The sequence below is a fragment of the Coprobacillus sp. genome (assembly GCF_984815275.1).
This window is the reverse complement of sequence record NZ_CFJNYH010000002.1, coordinates 38,880-62,890: the sequence shown is the minus strand read 5'-3', so window position 1 is coordinate 62,890 and position 24,011 is coordinate 38,880. Positions and strand designations below refer to the sequence as shown.

The following is a 24,011-nucleotide window of genomic DNA, read 5'->3' as shown; positions in this document are numbered from 1 at the left end:
CTCATTTTTTATGAAAATAAAATAAAAAAAGATCAAGACTTTCATCCTGACCTCCCTTTAACGTTTTCCTTTGTCAAATGGCTCACCTTCTGCACGTGGCGCAGCAGAATTTTTTGAAACAAAAGCAAGAACAATCAAAGTTGCTATATAAGGTATAATTTTATAAACAACTGCCGGAATTCCTAAACCTAATAAAAATGGAATAGCATTTGATGTGGCAGCTATGGTTTTCATAAACCCAAAGAATAAAGCTGCAAAAAAGATTTTAAACGGTTTCCATTGTCCAAAAATCAAAACAGCCAGAGCCAAGAATCCATATCCAGCGACAGTTGCATTAAAAATGGTACTTGTTGGAATAATTAAAACCAAACCACCTATACCAGCTAATAAACCTGAAATAAGAACGCCAGCATAACGCATTTTATATACGTTAATCCCAGCACTATCAGCTGCTTGAGGCAACTCTCCACAAGCACGTAGTCTCAAACCAAATTTTGTTTTATAAATAAGTACATATGATACCAAAAGAATAATAATTCCTAAAAAAGTTGTCACATATGTATTTTGAAAAAACATTGGTCCAATTACAGGAATACTGCCCAATAAAGGTATTGATTCAATCCTAAAAAGATTATCAAAAGAAATCTGTTGTGTTCCAAGGATTAATCTTCCAAAAAAGACACAAAAAGCTGGAGCAAATATATTCAAAGCAGTCCCACTAATTGTTTGGTCGGCTTTCATATGTATAGAAGCAAATGCATGGAGTAATGAGAATAACATGCCTGTCCCTCCAGCAATCAATAATGCAATAATAAGGTTAAGCTGTGGTGGCAATACATTACCAAATAAGTGTAAATATGAAACTCCAAACAATGCACCGATTAACATAATACCTTCTAATGCAATATTAATAACACCACTTCGTTCAGAAAATAATCCTGCTAAAGCAACAATAAGCAAAGGAATAGCAAAAGTCCATGTTTGCTGAATAACAAAATAAAATAAATCCATTATTCATCACCTTCCTTTGTTTCTATCATTTGTTTTTTATGAGTAGACTTCTTTTTAGCTAACCAAAGTTTTATCATTAATGATAAAGCAGAGCAATAGATGATAGCAGAAATAATAATATCAACAATTTCAGGAATAAAACCAAATTGCTGCATTAAGTTTCCACCAACAGTTAAATATGATATAAAAATTCCTGAGAAGAAAATCCCAATTGGATTAGATAGCCCTAATAGTGCAACTGGAATTCCATTGAATCCTTCAGGAGCAAGCACTTCAACAATACTAATAAATTTTCCTGATCCAGAAAGATATACTAATCCTCCACCTATTCCAGCTAAAGCGCCAGCAATTACCATTGCCAATACAATGTTTTTCTTTTCGTTAATACCAGCATATCTTGCCGCATCAGCATTAAAACCACATGCTTTCATTTCATAACCAAATTTTGTTTTATTGAGTATAATGTAAATAATAATAACCATTCCTAAAGCAATCAAAATACCAGCATTAAGTGTAGAGCCTCTAAATAATTGATCTAATCCCAAACGAGGAATTTCAGCTGAAGATGCGACTCCTAATGATTGCGATCTTAATTCATCAAAAACAGTTGCCTTTACTAGAAAATTAACGAGATACATTCCAATATAATTCATCATGATAGAACTGATAACTTCGTTAACATTTAAATATGCCTTCATAATTCCTGGAACTATTGCCCATAATCCACCAACAATAAATGCAGCCAGCAAAGCTACTATCCAATGAATTTCAGCAGGTAAAAAAGTCCAATGAACACCAACATAAACTGCAGCAAAGGCACCAGTAATGAACTGTCCAGGTGTCCCAATATTGAATAGACCTGTTTTAAAAGCAAAGCCTACAGAAAGACCAGTCATGATAATTGGAATAGCATAAAATAAAACACGTCCAATCCCCATCATTCCCATTTTCAACGGACCAAACAGCATGTTCAAAAATCCATCAAAAGCATTAGCAGGATTCGTAAAAAGAATAATAACTAACCCAAACAACAGCCCTATAGCAATAGCCATACAAGAAGATATAAAACTGCTGGCCCCCTCACTCTTTAACCATTTTTTCATTTTACACCCTCCTTCTTAGAACCAGCCATATATAAGCCTAATTCTTGAATAGTAGTTTTTTCTGGATTTAATTCAGCAACAATTTCACCTTCATAAATTACTAAAATACGATCAGCTAAATTCATGACTTCATCCAATTCAAGAGAAATCAAAAGAATTGCACGGCCTTTATCCCTTTCGGCTACAAGTTCAGAATGAATAAACTCAATAGCACCTACATCCAAACCACGTGTTGGTTGAACTGCAATTAAAAGCTTAGGATCATTATCTACTTCTCTTGCAATAATTGCCTTTTGCTGGTTACCACCAGACATACTACGTGCAATTGTTTTTGATCCCTGCCCACTTCGCACATCAAATTTTTGAATAAGATGATCTGAATATTCTGTCATTTTCTTATAATCTAAGAAACCATGATTATTAAATTCCTTTTTGAAATAACTCTTTAAAGCCATATTATATGATAGAGGATAATCTAATACCAAACCATAACGATGTCTATCTTCTGGAATATGTCCTAATCCAGCAACATTTCTAGTAAATATAGAAGTATGAGTTATATCCTGATTATCTAATAAAATTGTCCCTTCTTTGACTGGCATTAATCCAGATAAAGCATAAACCAATTCAGATTGTCCATTTCCATCAATACCAGCAATACAAACAATTTCCCCTTTACGAACTTCGAAATTTACATCATTAACCACATCTTTATGATCTTTTTTTCCAACACATAGATGTTGTACACTCAATACAACATCAGTTGGTTTAGCCATTTCTTTGTTTACATTAAAATTAACTTTACGTCCAACCATCATTTCTGACATTTCTTCTTTAGACGTTTCACCAACCTCAATTGTTCCAATGTATTTTCCTTTTCTAAGAACTGTACATCGATCAGCTACCTCTTTTATTTCATTTAATTTATGAGTAATAAATAAGATTGATTTTCCCTCCGCTGAAAGATTCTTCATAATGTTCATCAATTCTTTAATTTCTTGAGGCGTTAATACAGCAGTAGGTTCATCAAAAATAAGAATTTCATTATCTCTGTATAACATTTTTAAAATTTCAACACGTTGTTGCATTCCAACAGTAATTTCACTAATTATTTCATCACAATCAACATTTAAATGATACTTTTGACTCAAATCATTCACTTTTTTTCTAGCCGCATCTAATGTCAATAGTCCCTTTTTTGTATCTTCAGCACCTAAAATAATATTTTCTAACACTGTAAAATTATGTACTAGTTTAAAATGCTGATGAACCATTCCGATTCCTAGTTTGTTGGCATCATTTGGATCTTTAATAGTTACTTCTTGACCATTCATCTTAATGACACCTTTTTCAGCTTGATAAAGTCCGAAAAGCACACTCATTAAAGTTGATTTTCCAGCTCCATTTTCACCCAATAAAGCATGAATTTCGCCTTTTTTTAACTGAAGTGTTATATCATCATTAGCTATGATTCCTGGGAATTCTTTTGTAATATGACACATTTCAATTACATATTCCATTCAATCTCCTCCTTATCCAATATTATATCTTTTTTTTCAACAAATATAAATATATTTTTCATATTCAGGATAATTTCACAAAAAAAGAGAAGGCTCCTAAAACCCTCTCTCAATCACACAAAATTATTTCACAAGTGTAACTTTTACATTTGATACTTTAATATCAGTAACAGCTTTAGCACCTTCATTATTAATGATTTTAACTTCATCATTAACTAGTTTCTTATAAAGTGTATCATAATCAGCTTGTGTGAATTTTTTAAATCTAGAAGTTTTCATTGGTAAACCAACAGCTTCATCTTTTGCACTTAAAACAAGATCCTGTCCACCTTTGAATGAACCATCATCAATTGCTTTCAATTGAACTTGAACTGAATGAGCTAATTGTTTGTATGCAGAAGTTAAAACATATTCACCTTCACCATTTTGATCAACATCAACACCAATAACAAGTCCATTATTTTGTTGAGCAGCAGCGCTGATTGAAGCGAAGATTCCTCCACCACATGAGAAAATAATTTCTGTTCCAGATTTATACCAAGAAGCAGCCTCAGTTTGAATTGCAGGATCTGGGATAAAAGAATCTGTATATTTATATTGTAATTCAATATTAATACCTAATTCTTTTGCAGCATCATTTGCACCTTGAACATAACCATAACCAAAGTTAACAACTGCAGGCACCGCTTGACCACCCATAAAACCAAGTTTAGTATGTCCTTCTTTTACAGCAGCATAACCAGCCAAATAACCAGATTCTTGTTCAGCATATTTAATACTTACTGTATTATCAGCCGTTTTGAATTCTTTATATTGACCATCTTTGTTTGGAACCCCATCAATTAAAATAAATTTCACATCAGGATATGTAGTTTGTTTTTCATAAATAGATGCTTCAAATAAATAACCTGGAGTCACAACAACATTTGCCTTGTAGTCATTAACAGCTTGATCAATAGCTTCATTGTAAGCTTGAGTTGTTCCATCAGTAGGTTTAATGTACTCAGTCTTAGCACCTGTTTCTGTGCCATAAGCTTTAATTCCTTCCCAAGTCCCTTGGTTAAAAGATTTGTCCTCAATTGTACCTTTGTCAGTAATCATAACAATGGTATTTTTCTTAGAGTCATCTTTTTTGTCGCCATCATCATTACCACCGCATCCAACAAGAATCATTGATAATGCTAATAAAGACGCAAACATTTTTTTCATATTCAGTTTTCCTCCTTCAAAATTTCTACACATATTTTAACATTAAATTTACAAAAAGAAAAGAAAGATTATCTATTCAATAAAACATTTTTATAGATGCTCATTCTATTAATTGTTTTATTTCACTCAAATAAATTAAAAACACAACAAAAAAAGATTAAATGGGTATTGTTTGCAGTAAAGCTTGATTAAGAATATAAACTATCTGCTTGTAGTTTAGATATATTGAAGTATTATAGAAAAGAATTTTTATTTTCTTGAATGCATTCCATTTCTGTAAAACTATATCATTATATACATGATATTTTCTTATTATTTACAACAAACCTAAATCCGTTATATTTGCATGCAATACTAGCATATAAATAATCCTTTTCATTATAGAGTCTTGTTCTTTCTTTTTTACCTTCGAATGTTCATTTTGACATATTTAAACCCCTCCAGTTAATAATTCAACCAGAGGGGACAGTTCTTCTATCCACTTTTTAAGTGAAAGAGAATTATGTAAGTCTTTTTTCTATAAGTCTTCTTCGTGATACTGCCTTATAAAAACTTCTCTTGGCTTACTACCAAGCTGTGGTCCAATAACACCATCTTCTTCTAACTGATCGATGATACGTGCAGCTTTGTTATAGCCGATTCTAAATTTACGTTGCAATAATGATGTGCTGGCTTTTTGTGCCTGAATAACAAATTCACGACACATTTCATACTCTTCATCACCATCATCATAATCATCACCAGATGAAGAATTTGATGATGTTGCTTTGGCATTAACATATTTATCTTCATAAATAGCTTCCTGCTGCTGGGAAACATAATGAACAATATCAGAGACTTCATCATCAGACACAAAGCAACCTTGAACACGAATAGGTGATGAAGCTCCCATAGGGGAAAATAGCATATCTCCTTTTCCTAATAATTTCTCTGCTCCAGATGTATCTAAGATTGTTCTTGAATCAATACTTGAAGAAACTGCAAATGCAATACGTGAAGGAATATTTGCTTTGATAACACCTGTAATGATATCAGTAGATGGTCTTTGTGTCGCAACGATTAAGTGAATCCCAGCTGCTCTAGCCATTTGAGATATACGCATAATACAATCTTCAACATCTTTACTTGCAACCATCATCAAGTCAGCAACTTCATCTAAAATGATAACATGATATGATAGAATTTCTTTTTGTTCAGAATCACTTTTTCCATTATTATAATCTTTTACAAATTCATTATAGCTTTTAATATTTCTCGCATTGACACTTGCAAAGAGATCATAACGTCTCTCCATTTCTGAAACAACTTCTCTAAGTACTGCTGCTGCTTTCTTTGGATCAGTAACCACAGGCGCTAGCAGATGTGGAATACCATTATAGATAGAAAGTTCCACCTTCTTAGGATCAACCAAAATTAATTTCACTTCATCTGGTTTTGCTCGCATTAATATAGAAGAAATGATTGTGTTGACACAAACAGATTTTCCTGAACCAGTTGCCCCGGCTATTAATAAATGGGGCATTTTATCTAATTCAGCATAAATTGGCTTGCCAGAAATATCCTTTCCTAAAGCAACAACTAACTTGTTACTTTCCATTTTTTTATCAGTTGATACTGTTTTAAAAACATCTTTGAACGCAACCATTGATGCAGATTGATTTGGAACTTCAATTCCAACATATGGCTTTCCTGGAATTGGAGCTTCAATACGAATGTCAGCAGTTGCAAGTGCAAGTTTGATATCATCTTGTAATTGAAGTATTTTATTGACACGAGTCCCTGTTTCCAATTTTAATTCATATTTTGTAATTGTAGGGCCAATAAAGGCATTTTCAATTGTAGCATTAACGCCAAATTGTTTTAAAACAGTCGTTAAGCGTGCCGCGTTTTTGTTTGCTGAAGTTCTTTCTTTTGAAGCATTATTCGTAGATTTTGTAGATAACAAACTTAGTGGTGGCAGATGGTATTGAGATGAAGATTTGCGTGGTTTCACTTGAATTGTTTCTTCAGTAACTTCTTCTATTTCCGTTTTAACAGGTTCCATTTCTTTAATATCTATTTTCATATTTTCATCATTAAACTCAAATGCACTTGTAATTTCAGGGTCTAAAACAGGTTCCTTTGGTTCATCTTCAAATATTTCATCTGGAAACAAAGGGATTTCCTCACTTTTTGATAAGAAATCAAAGAAGTGAGATTTTTTCTTTAAAACAATAGTTTGAGGAACTGGTTCAGATGATTCTTCCTTTTGTTTCTTAACTGGTTTTTTCTTTTTCTTTTGTTTTGCTTGATATTGTACATAAAGTTTGCTAAATAACAGAGCACATCCAATTAATAAAACAACAATAGCTAAAATCAAAGTTCCTAAACTATCAAACAAAGCACTTAAAGACCCATAAAAGATATGTCCAAGCAATCCACCTTTATTAAAAGTTTTTCCCTGAATATACGTATTGATAACACCAATTCCTTTAACTTGCGGATCACCAGGAATTGTTGCGAGTGTTAAAGCACTCGCAAATATCAAATAAAACCCAAGTGCTTCAGGTCCTTTAAAACGTGGAATTTTTGCCTTATAAATAATATAACAACATAACAAACTAAGGATAGCATAAACAACACCATAAAGATTACCAACAAAAAAAGTAAACATTTGGTGAAGCCCCTGACCAATAAAGCCGAGCCTCAAAGCTGCAATAACAATGATAAATAATATTAAGAGTGTTATAATTCGTAAACGTAATGTTTCTTCTATAATTTGATTTTGAGATTTCTTTGTTCGTTTTGATTTAGCCATGCCCTCACCTACTTTCACTTTCCTCATTATAACAAAATATTCCAATATTGAAAAGAAAAAGCAAGATTTCTCTTGCTTATTTTTCGACAACAACACCTATAAAAACAGGCTTTTTACCAGTTTCTTTCACAATATACTTCATACATTGATCTTTCATCATTGCACGAACATCAGCAACTTCTAATTCAGGATTTTCTTTATATTTTGCTATTACATTTTCACAAATTTCAATAATATGCTTTATCACATATTCTGAATCTTTTAAATAAACAAAACCTCTTGTCTGACAATCAGTTTGAGCAATAATATCCTTTGTCTCTCTAGAAATTGTTAATCCTACAATGACCACACCATCATTAGCAAGTTGTATACGATCGTCTATAACTTTTTCGCCAACATCGCCAATACCAATTCCATCAATCATAATATCTTCAATTTCAAAAGTATCACGAGCACTTTCCAATTCACCATTTTTAAATGTAATACGTTCACCATTATCTAAAATAACAATATGATCATCTTTAATCCCCATATCCTTAGCAATGTGCATATTAGAAATAAAGTGTTGATACTCTCCTTTTATAGGAATGTAGTATTTAGGATTAAAAATCTGAATAATGACCTTGATATCTTCTTCAGAAGCATGCATAGAAAATAAATCTTTATTCTTTAATAAATGAATATGAGCATCTGTTTTATATAGACCATTATGTGCTTTATTTGCAATTTTTTCAGTTCCTGGTAATACTGGAGAAGCGACAATGAATGTATCTCCTTTTCTTAACTTTAATAAATCATCTCCACCATCAATAATATCACAAATATCATGATAGATTCTTCTTGGACTGCCACTTAATAAAATAACATAATTGCTATCATATTGAGGTTTCCCTATATTTTCTTTTTTACCTAACAATCGATTTGGAACATCAATAATAGGTTCTTTTGATTTTTGTCCTAAACGCAATAAACTATTTGTATTGTCATACTTATCTCTACCATAGAAAACAATTTGTCGTTTATATTTTTTTGTTAATTCAATAATTTCTTTTGTTCTAAAAACATTCTGAGCATAACTAGAAATAATAATCCTTTCATTACTATCTTCAAAAATATGATCAATTTTATTTGTTAACTTATGATTTGGAGATGTGTAGCCCTCATGTTTTGAACTTGATGATTCAACCAGCAGTGCCAGAACACCTTTTTTACCAATTTCCATCATTTTCTGAATATCACATCTAAACCCTTCTGGTGCTCCAAAATCAATAATAAATTCACCACTATAGACAATATATCCTTGATCTGTCCATAAAGCCACACCAACACTTCCAGGAATTGAATGTGTCACTGGAAAAAACTCAATTGGAACACCTGCTATATCAATTGAAGCATTTCGTTTAACACGTCTTAAATCCAAATTTAACCGAACACGATTATGACGCTGGAAACGTTCTACCATTTGTTCAATCAAATCTGCTGTCAGATTTGGAGCATAAACTGGCGCTTTTACAGTTTGTAATAAATATGGTAAAGCTGCCATAGCATCATCATGAGCATGAGTAATAATAATCGCCACAATCTGCTCTGCTCTTTCTTCTAAATATGTAAAACTAGGAATGATGACATCAACACCTAGTTTGTCCGAATCAGGAAAACGAAACCCTGAATCTATTATAAAAATCTTGTCATTGATTTCAAAGCAGTACATGCTTTTACCCATTTCTGCTTGTCCACCCATAGGTATAAACCTAACGATATCTTTTTTCATCTTTTCACCCTTTCATTCTGCTTTCTATGATCATTTCTATATACATTATACATGCGTTTATGATTTGTGTATAGGTTTTTTCAAAAGTATCAATATCATATCACATTCTGATTTAAGCTTCAAATCATTTTCTTATATTTTTCAATGAGTGGTGTGAGTTTGACTTCTGAATCTTCTTCAATTGGTGTTAAAGGACAGCGTAATATATTCTGAATATACCCAAGTTGGCTTAATATATACTTAATTGGTGCAGGAGATGGTTCAATAAAAACATATTCACTGATTAATTTTAAATATCGATCATCAAAGATATTCTCATTCCTGCATATTTCTTCTATCAATGGATAATCCAAATGACTGGAAACTGAAATAATCCCATCAGCTCTTTGCTTCAATCCTTCTAATAACAAATGATCATCACCAATATAAACCTTAAATTGTGGCAAGGCATCTTTAAGCATGTGAATCTCATCCAGTGGTCCACATTGTTTCATACCAATAATATTTTTATGTTTATTAGCCAGACGAATAACTGTTGATACATCAATAGCAACTCCACAACGACTTGGAATATTATAAATCATAATCTTCTTATCAGTTGATGATGCAATTAAATCAAAATGTTTAAAAATACCACTTTGACTCGGTTTAATATAATATGGAACAATAACGAGATATGCATAGATGCGTGGATTGTCCTTATACATATTGATATGTCTAATAACTTGTGACGTACTATTTGAACTAATCCCCACAATCACTCTAATTTGTGGATATTTCTCTAAAATATTCTCAACCAACAATCTTCTTTCATCTAATTTAAGTGTCGATGTTTCACCTGTTGTTCCACATAACAAAAATGATTTGTTGCCTTCTTCGATAAGTTTATCCATAATACGGTATAACCCAGCATAATCAATTGATTGGTCTTGATTAAAGGGTGTGATTAAAGCAGTAAATATTTCTTTCATTTTATACCTCCTTATAACCTAATAGAAATGGTTGATACTGTTCATGTTTTAATGCACATTTTAATGTTTTTGAAACCTTTTTATGACATGCAATCATACTGTTAGGTTTCTTTTTATATTGATCCTGATACATTGGAACAAAATAGAAATTCTTTTTATTCATTAATGAGAAAAGATTCTTACCACTGTTTGAAAGAATATCATTTGAAAAGACACCTAAGACAATTGGAACATTGTTTCTCAAAGAAGACTTCACTAACATTGTTACACCATTATCATTGATACCACAATCTAACTTAGCCATTGTTGATGCATCACATGGATAGACCAGAACAGCATCTAATTTTTTTGATGGTCCATAAACTTCTGCTTCTTGTATTGTCGTATGCAGTTCTTTTTTTACAACTTCTTTAATTTTCTCTTTCAAATCATGACTTGAGTAGAACCTCGTATCCATTGTATTCACATGAGGCGTTAAAAAGACCTCTATTTCATAATCTTTCACTAATTCCTTCATCACTATCAACATATCATCCATACTACAAAATGAACCTGTAATACAAAATCCTAATTTAAGCATTCTCTAACTCCCTTTCTATTTCATCAGCAACCATCTTTCCCGCATACCCATAAGCATACTTACATGGTATTGAGGAGAGGATTTGACAATTTAATCCCTTAGATAAAGCATAGTGATGGTCGATTCCATATGGATATGATGCAATATCAACTATCATCAATCTCTTATGAGCTTTATCAATTTCATTTTCTTTCACCACAACATAAGGAATCGTATTGATTAAAATATCTAATTTTGATAAATCCAAATCATTTAAATGCAAATATCTAGCTCCCATATCTTCTATATCTTTTTGATATTCTGCTTTACGTACTGCAACAGATACATTTGCTTTCATTGCCACTAAATAATCAATAATTGGTTTGGCACAATGTCCAAATCCCAATATGCATATTTCACTTTCATACAAAGGATATCTCCGATGCATAATCATATAAGACAATAGTCCTTCAGCTGTTAATATACTATTCTTGACAATAAAATCTTCTTTATCTAGAAGAGCAGAATACCTAAATTGATATTGCGCAGATAATTCTTCTAAATATTCATTATGAATCAATGTTAGTATCAAACAATGAGATTTAAAAGCAGCCAACATGTCCTCATCAATAACAACTGTTTCTTGATGTGTCTGTAAACGATTTTTTCTATCAATTCCTCGCATCCCCATATAAATCACATCAGCATATTTCATATCTTTGAATTGATCACTGACATAATAACCTCTATGAAGCATTTCTTCCATGAGTTCTAGCGAACGCATATCATCATGATTAACAAAAACCAACATTTTTCCCACCTCACTATTAAATTATGTTAGATTACCTAAAATGTGAAAGAAGAAAGGCAATTAATGCCTTTCCTCTTCTTCGTCTTCACACACAATTGGATCTAATAAGATAATCAATTGCGTAAAAGAATGCATAACACTTTTAATAGCAACTTCAGCAATATCTGATTCACTCATACCATCATGAATCATGTCCACTATGTAAATGAGTTTTAAACAAAATCGATAATTGTCTTTATTATCACCGACATATGCAGTCATAAACAGTTTGATTTGGTGATTAGCTAATTTCTCATATTCAAAATCAACATGGACATCATTTCCCCATACATCTGAATTACTGCGTTCATATTTCAGTGCTTCAATTCTTGGATCCATTTTTTTACCTCCTTACTTATATATTCATAATTTTTTTCTATTTTTCTTTTTATTTTTTAAAAAAAGTATATAATTCTTTCAAAGAGGTGTTTTATGATTTATCTATTCATATGTTTCTTCACAATTTTTATAACAAGTCGTGCGAATCTGATGTATGAGAATATGACTGGTGTTGCTACAATGGCTGAATATCGATTGCTTGTTATTTTCTTTACAATTCTTTCATCTTGTTATTTTGTTTACAAAACACACAAGATTTTTCATTTTTTATTTTGGCAAAAAAAATACATTTATAACATTATAAACCTAACTGGATTGACAATGTCTCTAGGCGCATTATGTCCATATACAATAAATGGGCAGGATCTTTTTTCAAAACTCCATGTTTATTGTTCAATGTTTTCAAGTATAAGTTTTCTTGTATTATTATTTATTTGGACTAGACAGTTGGTTTTTGAGAATATAACAATATACAATCGTATTCACTGGTTCTATGATTTTGGCATTCAAATGTTAGGTATCCTTATTGTTGTCTTCACAAGAGTCAATGGATATATTGAAATTATATTTGCTATTTTGGTTTGTTCATATCTGTATATGATAGAAAGACATTTTGCAAAAGAAAAGAGCGATTAACATCGCTCTAAAAGATTCTAGGGATAAATATTAGCAATCCAATCAGAACTGCTATAATAGCACTTACCAAAACAGCTCCTGCCGCAACATCTTTAGCGTACTTTGCTAAAGGATGTTTTTGTGGGCTACACAAATCAACAACTGCTTCTATTGCTGTATTAACAAGTTCCAATGAAATAACTATTGCAAACAATAACAAACAGATCATCCATTCAAAATAAGATATATGAAATGCAAAACCACATATAATGACACATCCCATAATAAATATATGTATCTTTAAATTACGTTCTCTAAGGAAACATTTTTCAATGCCCTCTATAGCATACTTTAAACTTTTATCAAATCTCGCTTTCATACACTCACCCTTCCCTATACTCAGTATAGCATAAAAGCTTTCTTAAAAATATCAGAAAAAATCACAAAAAAGTCTTGCATCATTTTTCTGGCTATGCTATTATATATGAGCAGTTGAAAAACAGATGTCTACGTAGCTCAGCTGGATAGAGCACACGCCTTCTAAGCGTGCGGTCGCAGGTTCGAATCCTGCCGTGGACGCCATTAGAAAAAACGCCCTTTATAAGGGTTTTTTTATTATAAGAATTGAAAAAACAGTCCATGTTTGATGGGCTGTTTTTATATACAACGGAATTCATCATACCATGATATAAGTTCTTGATATGGCAAAGGTTCTTTTCTAGCACTTATCCAACGATTTAAAAAAGCACACACTTCTTAAATAATATAAAAACCTAGGGTTATGATATTTTTGCTCTTGTCTAAAATCATAATAAAATCCAATGGAGAAATCATGCCATATTCTAGATGCATCCAACGCCCTAGATCGAACTTGAAATCTTATTTTCACACTAACTCCCTTTTTTGATTTTTTTATTATTTTATTATGACTAATCTGAAAAACTATATCATATTTGGGTACATATACATATAGTATGTTGAAAATAAAAAAATTTTTTTATAAAATAAAAATGAATTCGAGGTGAGATATCAGTGCAAGATAAACAAACCTTATTTGATTATCTATACAAAACATTACATGAACAAATTGAAAATGGCCGCTTCCCATATGGTTCAAAATTACCATCAAGAAGTCATTTATGTGAAACTTATAATGTTGGTATGAGAACTGTCAAAGATGTGCTTATGCGCCTTAAGATAGAGGGATATATTCAAACACAAGAAAGAAAGCCAACCATTGTAATATATGATTCGTTACATACACACAAAGATTTTGAAGTTCAGTACGTTTTAGAACATAAGTCTTCAATTGTTGCTGTTTATGAAACATTGGCTTCACTTATGCCAAAAATCTTTGCACTTTCCATTCAAAATTGCTCAGATGACTTCCTTAAACATTGGCAAAAAAGATTAAATCGTGCAAAGAATAATAATGATATTGGAGCACGCAAACAAATCAATATACACTTTCTCCATGATATATTAACACAATCTAACAATCAATTATTTAAGAGTCTTTTTTTAGTCTTGAACTCTATACATACAGTTCTTTTTTTCTTGAAGAAGAAGATTTTCTTCAATTGCTTCGTACATACCCGCAATTTCCAGATATTTTTTGGGTTAGCGATGCTTTATTAAACAAAAACGATAATGAAATCAAATCGAGATTTCAAAAAATATACAGTTCTTTTGCAGAAACTGTGGAAAAGTATTTAATACAATTGTCATCACGATATCCAAACATTCATGAAAAGCAATTTTCATATACCTGGACAGTAGAGGTCGGAAGAGATCATTATTATACTCAAATTGTAAGAGATCTCATTGATAAAGTTGGTTTAGGTTTTTATAAAAAAAATGAATTTCTTCCATCAGAAGCACAATTAGCAAAGCAATACAAAGTCTCTATTTCCACAATCAAAAAATCTTTATCAGTTCTCAATGAACTCGGTTATGGAGAAACCATAAATGGCAAAGGGACAAAAATCTATATTCAAAACGACCAATACACCATCAAAAGTCTAAATAATAAAAAATATAGAAAAGATACAATTATCTATTTGAACGCTCTTCAGCTAATGGTTTTAAATATTGAAGTTGCAGCATTTTTAGCCTTTGAAGAAATTGATGCCAGAACTATTTCCAATTTAAAAACAAAAATTCAAAACAGTCAAAATATAATTCTCGATGAACTTTTTCACTGTATTTTAGAACATGTACAACTCAAACCTTTAAAAACAGTTTTACAAGAAAATAATAAAGTGCTGTATTGGGGATATTATCTATCTTTCTATTATGATGAATCACAAATAATACAGGAACTCAATTCAAAGGCAATGGTTGCTTTTGAATACTTATCTTCAGGAAATCAAAAAGATTTCGCTAAAGAAATGTCCAAGTGTTATAGAGATGTTTTTCATATTGTCAAAAAACATATGATATCTTTTGGCCTTTATGAAGTCAAGAGACTCATTGCCCCTCGCTAAATAATTTCTTATCTCGTTAGAATGACTATGCATCATCTTAACCCGTATGACTTCTCATTATAGATATACCTACAACGCTTAAAATGATTTATAAGAAATCCCTAGATCAATTATTGAGATCTAGGGATTTCTTTAAATACGCAATCAACAGCCTGACCATCAATTGTCACAACTGCATAACTTTTTTTACTTCCACCTCGAGGGAGCGATGTTGATCCAGGATTGATATAATAATATGAACCATCTTTTAGAAATAATGGCATATGTGTATGACCGGAAATGAAAACTTGACAATGATTACGTATTAACAAGTCTTTCATAGCAAGTTCGCGATTAAAATATCCTAAATATTGGCCATGTGTAATAAATAGAGTCACATCTTCAATTTGAAGTTTTGCTTCCATTGGCAAATCCAATGACCAATCATTATTTCCTTTCACACAAATATATCCGGTTAACAATTCTTTATAGGATGCTTCACTATCTCCACAATGAATATAATAATCTGCATGTGGTTCTTGTGCTTTAATATATTCCATCATAGAATCATTCCCATGATTATCTGACATAACTACAACTTTTTTCATTTCTATCACCAAGTGATATTATACCAAAATCTGGCTGAATTACTACATTTTAATATAATTATATTCAATTTGTGAAGATTGTTTTGTTCTTACATCTTCACCATTGATTTTAATTTCTACATCTTTAACATCTTTTAAAGAAGACAAAGACAAAACAATTAAATCTTCTAAAGTCTGATCGATTTTTTCATTGTCTAGAAGTATATTTGAATCAAGATCCACTGTCAAAACTCCATTATCTAATTTGGCATCTAACAAGTGAATTTTACTTTGTACATAACTTAAGATAGTTTGAACTTGTTTTGTTAATGGCTCATTCTCATCAACTCTCATAGTTGTTGGCACATAATAAGAATATTGTTCAATAGTCTTTTGATGATAAACCATGACAGGTACTGTTTGATGCAAAAACGCAGATGTTTCTTCAAAATTATTTAAACCTAAACTTTTTGTTAATGATGATAAAGGAATTGTACTATTTGGAATATATGAAACATTCTTTTCATTTATCTGAAGATTAACTCTTTCAACATCATCATAATCCGTCATGACATATGTCAAAGCTTCTAAAATATCCATTGCATCTTGATTAGCAACCAATTGATCATTAAAACTGACTGTTAAAACATGATCTTTTAAATTAACTGACTGTACCTCCAAATCTTTACTAATGACTGGATAGAGTCCATATTGAATCATTTCATCTGATTTCATTAAATCTATCTTATTTCTAATTTCTTCCTCAAGTTCTACTTCACTATGAAAATTAACAGATATAGGAATCAAATCATTATCACTATCCTTAAAAACCACACTCTTATAATAAACATCGTCTACTTTCTCATCGCTCTTTTTATCTTTTTTTAGATACATAATTGATACAAATGTCAAACACAAAACCAATACACTGATAACTCCTATCTTCTTTTTCATAGATCCCACCTCAAAATACTATATGATTCATTGCACAAGAAAATGCACATCACTTAAAAATGATGTGCATTATAATTCAAGAAAGTTAACTTTTAAATCATGGTAATGAAAGAATCCTTCTGATGAGTATCGAAATTCATGAGGATCACCAGTTGTATATATGACAGTTGCTCCACTATCATTTGATTCATTTAAAATGTGATGAACTCTCAAATAAGAAGCAACTTCTTGACAAATAGACTCACTACTTGAAATATATTCTTTATTGGGAAACACTTCCTTAATTTGTTCCAATACAATAGGATAATGTGTACACCCCAATATTAATGAATCAACTTTATTCACATATGGATAAAAATAATGTTCCAAAACATCCTGGATTCCCTTTTTGTACTGACCAGATTCAATTAATGGCACTAGTGCAGGTGTTTCCAATTCAAATATTTGAATATCAGGTTCATAATGCATAATGATTTCTCTGTACTTGTGCGATTCAATAGTTGCATGTGTAGCAATAATCAAAGGACACTTTTTCTTTCTAGTCAAAAAATCATGAACAGTTGAATGAATTACTCCTACAACAGGAACTTGATATAATTCTTGTAACTCTGCCAAAACATTTGCACTCGTTGTGTTACACGCCAAAACAATCATTTTTACATTTTGAGAAATAAAATAGTCACAAATTTCTTTTGTATATGAAAGCAATTGATGCTTTGTTTTATCACCATAAGGACAATGTGCATTATCACCAATATAAATCATATTCTCATGAGGCAATTCTTTTTGTAGAGCAGTCAAAACTGTTAATCCTCCAACTCCAGAATCAAATATACCTATTGGTTTATCCATAAAATACCTCCTATTTATTTTGTGATTGATATTCTTCCAATGTTAAATCAGATTCGTGTAATGATTTTGCTAATCCCTTACCAACATAACGATAAATATGAGGGTCATAAGTATGGTTTGTAATTGATGCTTTTTCTTTAGGATAGCGTAATATAAACCCATATTCATACGCATGTTCTTGCAGCCACTTTGAAATATCAGTATTATCAAAATCTTTATAAGGAATTTGAGATTGTGCAACCTCAATCGTTAAACCTAGCTGTTCTTCCGTATAACCAACCTCATCCGCCTTAAGTGATTGTGCCCCAATATATCCTTCTCTCAATAAGAAACCACTGTGTTTTTTACTGAGATCCTGATACATTTTAACAAGTGCATTATATGCATCACTTTGTAAATATATAGCATACCTTATTCTTGGTATGTCCTGAACAAGCAATAATCCAGTTGGCTCATATTTACCAATGTAATGATTGTGATCAACTAACGTTGACAAATCATTAGGATTATAAACAATTTGTACATTATGTGGCAATTCTTTCTTCAGAATATCAGCAAGTGCATCTTTTGAATATGCTTGTGTCATCATATGCATTGTCTCTTTAACATCATCAAAATCATCTATACCCATTTCACCAAAACGCTGAACATAAGTTTCAGCATCTTCTATATATGAATAATCTTGAGAAGCATATAAAGGTTTTAAATCTGTATATAAATCTATGTAATCAAATCTAAAATTTTCTTCACTTAAGAAAACCATCTCTAAAGATCTATCAATCAAAAGTTTTGCTTGATTCATTGCACTATCTTTATATAAATAACTCAATCGTGTAACGAGACTATTTGCAACATCTAAGATTTCTGAAGTTTTTTTATAACGGCCAGACTCTTTTAAATAATTGTAATATTGATAGTTTTGTAAATGAAAATCATCGAATTCTAAATAATCTATAAACAATTCAATTGATATTTGATTATCAATCAAATATGTCTGTTCATCCTTGTCCAGGTATTTCTCAATCAGGACACGATTATCATTATTAATTCCATTCACACGATAGAATTTATCAAACTTCAAATTTACAATATAAAAAGAGCAACCAAATAAAACAATAATGACAAAAAACAAATGCCATGTCTTTATTTTCATATAATCACCCTTTCTTGACCATTATAATACATATCAATTCATTTGGAAAGAAAAGAAATTGATTTCTACAAATCAATTTCTTTCATTTTAATCAATTCTAAAACGGCCTGTATTCTTGATTCAACGCCCAATTTCTGAATAACATTAGAAATATGATTTCTGACTGTTTTCTCACTAATGCAGAGTTCTTCAGCAATTTGTTTTGTTGTTTTATTGAATGTCAGCAAAGTAAAAATTTCTTTTTCTCTTTTCGTTAATAAGGAATGCATTGTAACCCTCCCCTATTTAGTATATGAGAAAGTCGTCTCAATGTGCTAATCTTCTTGTAAAGATTGAAAAAGTTCTTCTGCAACCTTATCTGGCAAGAGTTCCTGCAATTCTTCAAGCGATGCTTCTTTCATTCTTTTCACGCTTTTAAAATGATTTAACAGCTGTTTTTTACGCTTTGGACCAATTCCTTCAATATCATCTAAAACAGAAGCAAATAAGGATTTTGAACGCACATTCTTATGAAAACTAATCGCATATCTATGGACTTCATCTTGCATTCGCGTAAGCAAAAAGAAAAGTTCACTTTTTGGATGAATCGGAATTGGAGTACCATTTTCATCCAAGAGCATAGCTGTAGAATGTTTGTCATCCTTAGCTAAACCACAGACTTTAATATTCATATTTAACGAATCAACAACCTCTTTTGCAACATGAATCTGTCCTAACCCACCATCGACTAAAATCATATCCGGTGGTGTTAGCCCTTCCATTAAAACACGATAATAACGACGATAAATCACTTCACGCATACTTGCATAATCATCTGGACCCTCAACTGTTTTTATCTTATATTTTCGATAATCTTTTTTTGAAGGAATGCCATCTTTAAAACATACCATCCCAGCAACTGCATATGCCCCTTGAATATTTGAGTTGTCAAATAATTCAATAACATGAGGCGTTTCAATTTGAAGAAGCTCACCTAATTGTTTCATTGCTCCAATCGTTGCAGCTTCATTTTTTTGAATTAATTCAAACTTTTTCTCTAAAGACTCACGGGCATTATCAATTGCCATTTGAACCAATGAATATTTATTTCCCTTTTGAGGTTTTAATATCTTACAGTCAAGAATTTCTTTTAAAACCTCATCATCGACATCCTGGGGTAAGAGAACTTCCTTCGGTAAAGTATTGTTTTGATAAAATGAAACAATAAACTGCTGCAAATCCTCTTGAACATTGACACCAATAGGGACAAGATTTAAATCTCTAGATAAAAGTTTCCCATGACGCATGAAAAACAACTGAATACTCAAATATCCATGATCAACATAATAACCTAAAATATCCCGATCAATATTATCATTGAATTGAACATGCTGTTTAGCAGTAACATGCTGTATATAAGTTATAAGATCACGATACTCTTTTGCCTGTTCAAAATTCAATTCTTCACTTGCTTTTGTCATCTTTTCAGTCAATTCATGAATTTTATCTTTGGTATCACCATTGAGCAATTTGACAATTTCTTTTTTGATCTGCACATATTCTTCCTGATCAACATCTCGCACGCAAGGTGCCAGACATTGATTCAGCGAATAGTACAAACAAGGTTTTTTAGGGATATGATTGCATTTCCTTAGCGGATAAAGACGATCTAACAGTTTATACGTTTCTCGCGCTGCAGTCGCATCAGGAAATGGTCCAAAATGTTTGGCTTTTTTCTCTTTTGCATCACGAACAATCTTTAAACGAGGATGTTCTTCATTTGTCATTTGAATATATGGATAATATGTATTATCCATAAACATGATATTGTATTGTGGTGAATAGTCTTTAATCAAATTAATTTCTAGTAACAATGCTTCTTTTTCGCTGCCTGTCACAATATATTCAAAATCTACAATTTCACTGACCAATTTTGTCGTCTTATAATCATGAGCTCCCACAAAATAAGAGTGTACACGATTTTTTAATTTTTTTGCTTTTCCAACATAGATAACAGTTCCTTCTTTATTTTTCATTAAATAACACCCAGGTGAAGGTGGCAATAAAGAAAGCTTACCTTTAATTAAATCATTCATTATTCAAAATAAACCAACGTTGCACCTAATCCACCTTCATTAGGTCCACCATCACGGTACGAAACAACATGTTTATTTTTTTCAAGCATACGACGAATTCCATTTCGCAGAGCACCTGTTCCCATACCATGAACCACACGGACATGAGGATAACCAAGCACCAGAGCATCATCCAGAAATTTATCCACAAGACTCATTGCTTCTTCATAGCGTTTTCCAATAACATTAATTTCATAGGTTCCAGTTTTTTTCACTGTTGTCTTTTTCAAAGAGGCTTTTTTCACTTTTTTGACTTTCGTTTGTGGATGCATAAAAGTAACTTCGTCTTCATGAAGTTTCACATTTAATCCTGCTAATGATACCATCACCATATGATTTTTTAAAACTTCAACAATATCACCTTCACGATTCATTTTTGTAACTTTCACATGGTCACCAACTGTTAACTCATGGTCCTGTTTTATAATATCTTGTTCATCTAAATATTTCATTTGATCTAAATCATGCTTTGCCTGAATAATCTCATGTTGTTTTAAAGAAGAATTTTTCATTGTTTCAACAACCAAATCAATATTTTCTTTAGCATCTAATAACAGTTGATTGGCTTCATCTTTTGCTTTTTGAAGCAATTCATCTTTTTGTTTATTCAATTGATGCATTTGGTGCTGATACTGTTTTTCTAATTTCTGATTATCACTTAATAACTTTGTTAATTCATGTTCACGAAGATCTAACTGTTCCTGTTTCTTTTCAAGTTCTTCCATTAACTTTTCATGCTCACTCATAGCCTCTCTTTTTATCATTTGCGCTTGGTTAACAATATCTTGATCAAGACCTAACAGTTGTGCTATTTCAATTGCATATGACTGTCCAACACTGTCTAATTTTAAACGATATGTTGGTTTCATAGCATCTAAATCAAATGAGACAGAGGCCAATAAAATTTCTGGATGCTCTTTTGCAAATGTTTTTAATCTACCATAATGTGTAGAAGCAAAAACAAAAGAACCTATTTCTAAAAAACGTCCTAAAATAGCTTCGGCCAAACTTTCACCTTCTTGAGGATCAGTCCCTGAACCAATTTCATCTAAAATGACCAAACTCTGATTTGTGGAAACTTTTAAAATTTCAATAATCTTCATCATATGACTTGAAAATGTTGAAAGTGATTGCTCAATAGATTGCTCATCACCCAAATCTACATAAATCTGGTCAAATAATGGAATCGTTGCTTCTAGACATGGAATTGGCATTCCACATAAAGCCATCAAAGAAAGCAGACCAGTTGTTTTTAAAGTTACTGTTTTTCCTCCAGTATTGCTACCACTAATCAATAACATTTGATGATCTCTTAAGATAATATTATTAGCAATAACCTTCTTTTCATCAATCAAAGGATGGCGTGCTTCCTTCAAAGAAATAAACTTTCCTTTCTCTTCGATACAAGGTATGCAACAATCATGTTGATATCCATACTGTGCCTTGGCAAAGACAAAATCTAACTCCTCAAGAATTTCCAAATTAAAATGGAAATGATAATAATTACCTTTTACCAATTGTGACAAAACATACAAAATACGTTCCACTTCAGCCTTTTCAGCCATCATCATTTCACTTAATTGATTGTTCATGACAACAACTGCCTCTGGTTCAATATACGTCGTCTGTCCAGTTGCACTCTGAGCGTGGATCAGTCCCCCCAATTGATTCTTATAGCCAGATTTAACTGGTAAGACTAAACGATCGTTTTTGGTGGTCATTTGATCAATTGACAAAATATCTTTAGATTCTTTAACTAAAGAATCCATTTTTGTACGTATATTGACTTGAATTTGATGAATTTTCTTTCTCACTGAATAAAGATGATCACTTGCATGATCTCCCACACTTCCATCAGGTAAAATACACCTCTGTATTTCATTCAAGAGATGTTGATTCTCAACCAAACCATCACACAAGTCCTGCAAGAAATGAGTTTTTACCTCACTTGCTAAAATATAATTTTTAACACTTACAATACACTCAAGATGATGAGCAACTTTCAAAAAATCTTCCCCTAAAAGTGTCCCATCTCGATTTGCTTTTTCTAATAACAAAGAAATATCACTTAACCCACCCAAAGGCATACGACCTTGAATAGATATCAATTTCATTGCTTCATTGACTTTTTCTAAAGCCTCATCTAAATCCTCAACATCATCAAAGATTACAAGATTATCAACCCTTTTCTTTCCTAAAGTTGATGCACAATAACCTTGAACTTGTCTTTGAATTTCATTCATTTCTAATGTTTCAAATATTGTTTTCATTATTCACCACTCACATGTATATTAGATAATATTGATTGAATCAGACTTTGATCATAACCTGATTCTCTTAAAATGTCTTCAATCTGTTGTATCTGCGTTGCATTCAAAGTCATCTTTTCATGAGACAACTGATCTTGAATATTCTCTTGAAAAACTTTCTGAACTTGTTCATCATCTATGAATCCCATATCCTTAGCAGTTAATAAGATCTTTGTTAAAGTTTCCAGAGAATCAGGCTGAGCATTTCCAGTCTGTTTAAAACTTCCTGTTAAATCAATAACTTGATGACTAACGTCTGGAACAATCTTTAAAACTTGTTTAGCTAAAAGTGTGTTTTGAACATTAGCTATTCCATTTTCAGTAAAAGGAATGACAATAAATACAATGACTAAGTAAGAAATCACAAGCCCTTCAATAAGACTTAAAACCAACCCCAATATTTTATCAACAAATGAAGTCAATGAGAAAGTATTCATTATTGTTTTTAATGTTGGCTTAATGACAATTCCAATTAATTTCTTTATAATCATTAACACCACCATTAAAATAATAAATACTAATATTTGATTGATCATTTGACCAACCATAGATGCAAAAACATCGGTTGCATCATAACTATAAATTGAAATTAATGAACTGAGAGGTTTTGCTAAAAAGTATGATAAAAACAAAACAATTATTGTTCCAACAAAGTCATAGAGACGTGTAACAAAACCTTTTATGTATCCAAAAATTGCCATCAAAACTAAAAATATGACAAAAATAATATCAATCATATGAAAATCCAAAATAAATACCTCCTTTCAAGCCAAGATATTATAACATTTGAAAATTATTCTGTCAAAATTAACAAAATTATGTTAAAATAGAT

22 protein-coding genes and 1 tRNA gene are annotated in these 24,011 nt (G+C 31.4%); 4 read left to right on the top strand and 19 right to left on the bottom strand.

Annotated features, from left to right (window positions below; all coding sequences use genetic code 11):
* Positions 1 to 57: 57 nt before the first annotated feature.
* From AC5M21_RS01270 to AC5M21_RS01225, 10 genes are all read right to left on the bottom strand, one after another.
* A complete protein-coding gene (locus AC5M21_RS01270) occupies positions 58 to 1,011 on the bottom strand; it encodes an ABC transporter permease (RefSeq protein WP_008789637.1) in 954 nt (317 codons plus the stop codon).
* The gene (locus AC5M21_RS01265; protein WP_008789636.1) at positions 1,011 to 2,114 is read right to left on the bottom strand and encodes an ABC transporter permease; all 1,104 of its coding nucleotides are present in this window, start codon (positions 2,112 to 2,114) and stop codon (positions 1,011 to 1,013) included. The genes AC5M21_RS01270 and AC5M21_RS01265 overlap by 1 nt, the downstream gene beginning before the upstream one ends.
* On the bottom strand, positions 2,111 to 3,634 hold the full coding sequence (locus AC5M21_RS01260; RefSeq protein ID WP_008789635.1) for an ABC transporter ATP-binding protein: 1,524 nt from the start codon (positions 3,632 to 3,634) through the stop codon (positions 2,111 to 2,113). Before AC5M21_RS01260 ends, AC5M21_RS01265 begins: the two co-directional genes overlap by 4 nt.
* A gap of 123 nt (positions 3,635 to 3,757) precedes the next feature.
* Positions 3,758 to 4,843 carry a BMP family lipoprotein gene (locus AC5M21_RS01255; RefSeq protein ID WP_008789634.1) on the bottom strand — a complete coding sequence of 362 codons (1,086 nt, stop codon included), beginning with the start codon at positions 4,841 to 4,843 and terminating at the stop codon, positions 3,758 to 3,760.
* 517 nt (positions 4,844 to 5,360) lie between these two features.
* Positions 5,361 to 7,640, bottom strand: a complete 2,280-nt coding sequence (locus AC5M21_RS01250) for an FtsK/SpoIIIE family DNA translocase (RefSeq protein ID WP_302378533.1) — start codon at positions 7,638 to 7,640, stop codon at positions 5,361 to 5,363.
* 76 nt (positions 7,641 to 7,716) lie between these two features.
* Positions 7,717 to 9,411 (bottom strand): ribonuclease J, encoded by a 1,695-nt coding sequence (locus AC5M21_RS01245; RefSeq protein WP_008789632.1) that lies wholly within the window; start codon positions 9,409 to 9,411, stop codon positions 7,717 to 7,719.
* 119 nt (positions 9,412 to 9,530) lie between these two features.
* Positions 9,531 to 10,382 carry a 4-hydroxy-tetrahydrodipicolinate synthase gene (dapA, locus tag AC5M21_RS01240; protein WP_008789631.1) on the bottom strand — a complete coding sequence of 284 codons (852 nt, stop codon included), beginning with the start codon at positions 10,380 to 10,382 and terminating at the stop codon, positions 9,531 to 9,533.
* Between the two features lies 1 nt (position 10,383).
* The gene (locus tag AC5M21_RS01235) at positions 10,384 to 10,962 is read right to left on the bottom strand and encodes a dipicolinate synthase subunit B (RefSeq protein ID WP_017143729.1); all 579 of its coding nucleotides are present in this window, start codon (positions 10,960 to 10,962) and stop codon (positions 10,384 to 10,386) included.
* Positions 10,955 to 11,752: a hypothetical protein gene (locus AC5M21_RS01230; RefSeq protein WP_008789628.1), complete on the bottom strand. Its 798-nt coding sequence runs from the start codon at positions 11,750 to 11,752 to the stop codon at positions 10,955 to 10,957. The genes AC5M21_RS01235 and AC5M21_RS01230 overlap by 8 nt, the downstream gene beginning before the upstream one ends.
* Before the next feature lie 60 nt (positions 11,753 to 11,812).
* Positions 11,813 to 12,130, bottom strand: a complete 318-nt coding sequence (locus AC5M21_RS01225) for a hypothetical protein (RefSeq protein ID WP_008789627.1) — start codon at positions 12,128 to 12,130, stop codon at positions 11,813 to 11,815.
* Between the two features lie 93 nt (positions 12,131 to 12,223).
* Here AC5M21_RS01225 and AC5M21_RS01220 point away from each other — a divergent pair, with 93 nt between their 5' ends.
* Positions 12,224 to 12,766, top strand: a complete 543-nt coding sequence (locus AC5M21_RS01220) for a hypothetical protein (RefSeq protein ID WP_008789626.1) — start codon at positions 12,224 to 12,226, stop codon at positions 12,764 to 12,766.
* Between the two features lie 7 nt (positions 12,767 to 12,773).
* On the opposite strand, the gene AC5M21_RS01215 is transcribed toward AC5M21_RS01220, so the two are convergent.
* The gene (locus AC5M21_RS01215) at positions 12,774 to 13,124 is read right to left on the bottom strand and encodes a diacylglycerol kinase family protein (RefSeq protein WP_008789625.1); all 351 of its coding nucleotides are present in this window, start codon (positions 13,122 to 13,124) and stop codon (positions 12,774 to 12,776) included.
* A 126-nt stretch (positions 13,125 to 13,250) separates the two neighbouring features.
* Here AC5M21_RS01215 and AC5M21_RS01210 point away from each other — a divergent pair.
* The 3 genes from AC5M21_RS01210 (at position 13,251) to AC5M21_RS01200 (ending at position 15,231) form a co-directional block, all read left to right on the top strand.
* Positions 13,251 to 13,327 (top strand) — tRNA-Arg (locus tag AC5M21_RS01210).
* 450 nt (positions 13,328 to 13,777) lie between these two features.
* Positions 13,778 to 14,383 carry a FadR/GntR family transcriptional regulator gene (locus AC5M21_RS01205; protein ID WP_008789624.1) on the top strand — a complete coding sequence of 202 codons (606 nt, stop codon included), beginning with the start codon at positions 13,778 to 13,780 and terminating at the stop codon, positions 14,381 to 14,383.
* Between the two features lie 62 nt (positions 14,384 to 14,445).
* Positions 14,446 to 15,231 (top strand): winged helix-turn-helix domain-containing protein, encoded by a 786-nt coding sequence (locus AC5M21_RS01200; RefSeq protein WP_049939211.1) that lies wholly within the window; start codon positions 14,446 to 14,448, stop codon positions 15,229 to 15,231.
* 110 nt (positions 15,232 to 15,341) lie between these two features.
* Here AC5M21_RS01200 and AC5M21_RS01195 read toward each other — a convergent pair whose 3' ends face one another.
* From AC5M21_RS01195 to AC5M21_RS01160, 8 genes are all read right to left on the bottom strand, one after another.
* Positions 15,342 to 15,818 carry a metallophosphoesterase family protein gene (locus AC5M21_RS01195; RefSeq protein WP_008789622.1) on the bottom strand — a complete coding sequence of 159 codons (477 nt, stop codon included), beginning with the start codon at positions 15,816 to 15,818 and terminating at the stop codon, positions 15,342 to 15,344.
* Between the two features lie 42 nt (positions 15,819 to 15,860).
* A complete protein-coding gene (locus AC5M21_RS01190; protein WP_017143728.1) occupies positions 15,861 to 16,751 on the bottom strand; it encodes a GerMN domain-containing protein in 891 nt (296 codons plus the stop codon).
* 69 nt (positions 16,752 to 16,820) lie between these two features.
* Positions 16,821 to 17,603 carry a glutamate racemase gene (gene murI, locus AC5M21_RS01185; protein ID WP_008789620.1) on the bottom strand — a complete coding sequence of 261 codons (783 nt, stop codon included), beginning with the start codon at positions 17,601 to 17,603 and terminating at the stop codon, positions 16,821 to 16,823.
* A 10-nt stretch (positions 17,604 to 17,613) separates the two neighbouring features.
* The gene (locus AC5M21_RS01180; protein ID WP_008789619.1) at positions 17,614 to 18,756 is read right to left on the bottom strand and encodes a M15 family metallopeptidase; all 1,143 of its coding nucleotides are present in this window, start codon (positions 18,754 to 18,756) and stop codon (positions 17,614 to 17,616) included.
* A gap of 65 nt (positions 18,757 to 18,821) precedes the next feature.
* Positions 18,822 to 19,025 (bottom strand): helix-turn-helix domain-containing protein, encoded by a 204-nt coding sequence (locus AC5M21_RS01175; protein WP_008789618.1) that lies wholly within the window; start codon positions 19,023 to 19,025, stop codon positions 18,822 to 18,824.
* A gap of 45 nt (positions 19,026 to 19,070) precedes the next feature.
* Positions 19,071 to 20,831 carry an excinuclease ABC subunit UvrC gene (gene uvrC, locus AC5M21_RS01170; RefSeq protein WP_008789617.1) on the bottom strand — a complete coding sequence of 587 codons (1,761 nt, stop codon included), beginning with the start codon at positions 20,829 to 20,831 and terminating at the stop codon, positions 19,071 to 19,073.
* A complete protein-coding gene (locus tag AC5M21_RS01165) occupies positions 20,831 to 23,140 on the bottom strand; it encodes an endonuclease MutS2 (RefSeq protein WP_008789616.1) in 2,310 nt (769 codons plus the stop codon). Before AC5M21_RS01165 ends, uvrC begins: the two co-directional genes overlap by 1 nt.
* On the bottom strand, positions 23,140 to 23,928 hold the full coding sequence (locus AC5M21_RS01160) for a CvpA family protein (protein ID WP_017143727.1): 789 nt from the start codon (positions 23,926 to 23,928) through the stop codon (positions 23,140 to 23,142). The genes AC5M21_RS01165 and AC5M21_RS01160 overlap by 1 nt, the downstream gene beginning before the upstream one ends.
* Positions 23,929 to 24,011 lie beyond the last annotated feature (83 nt).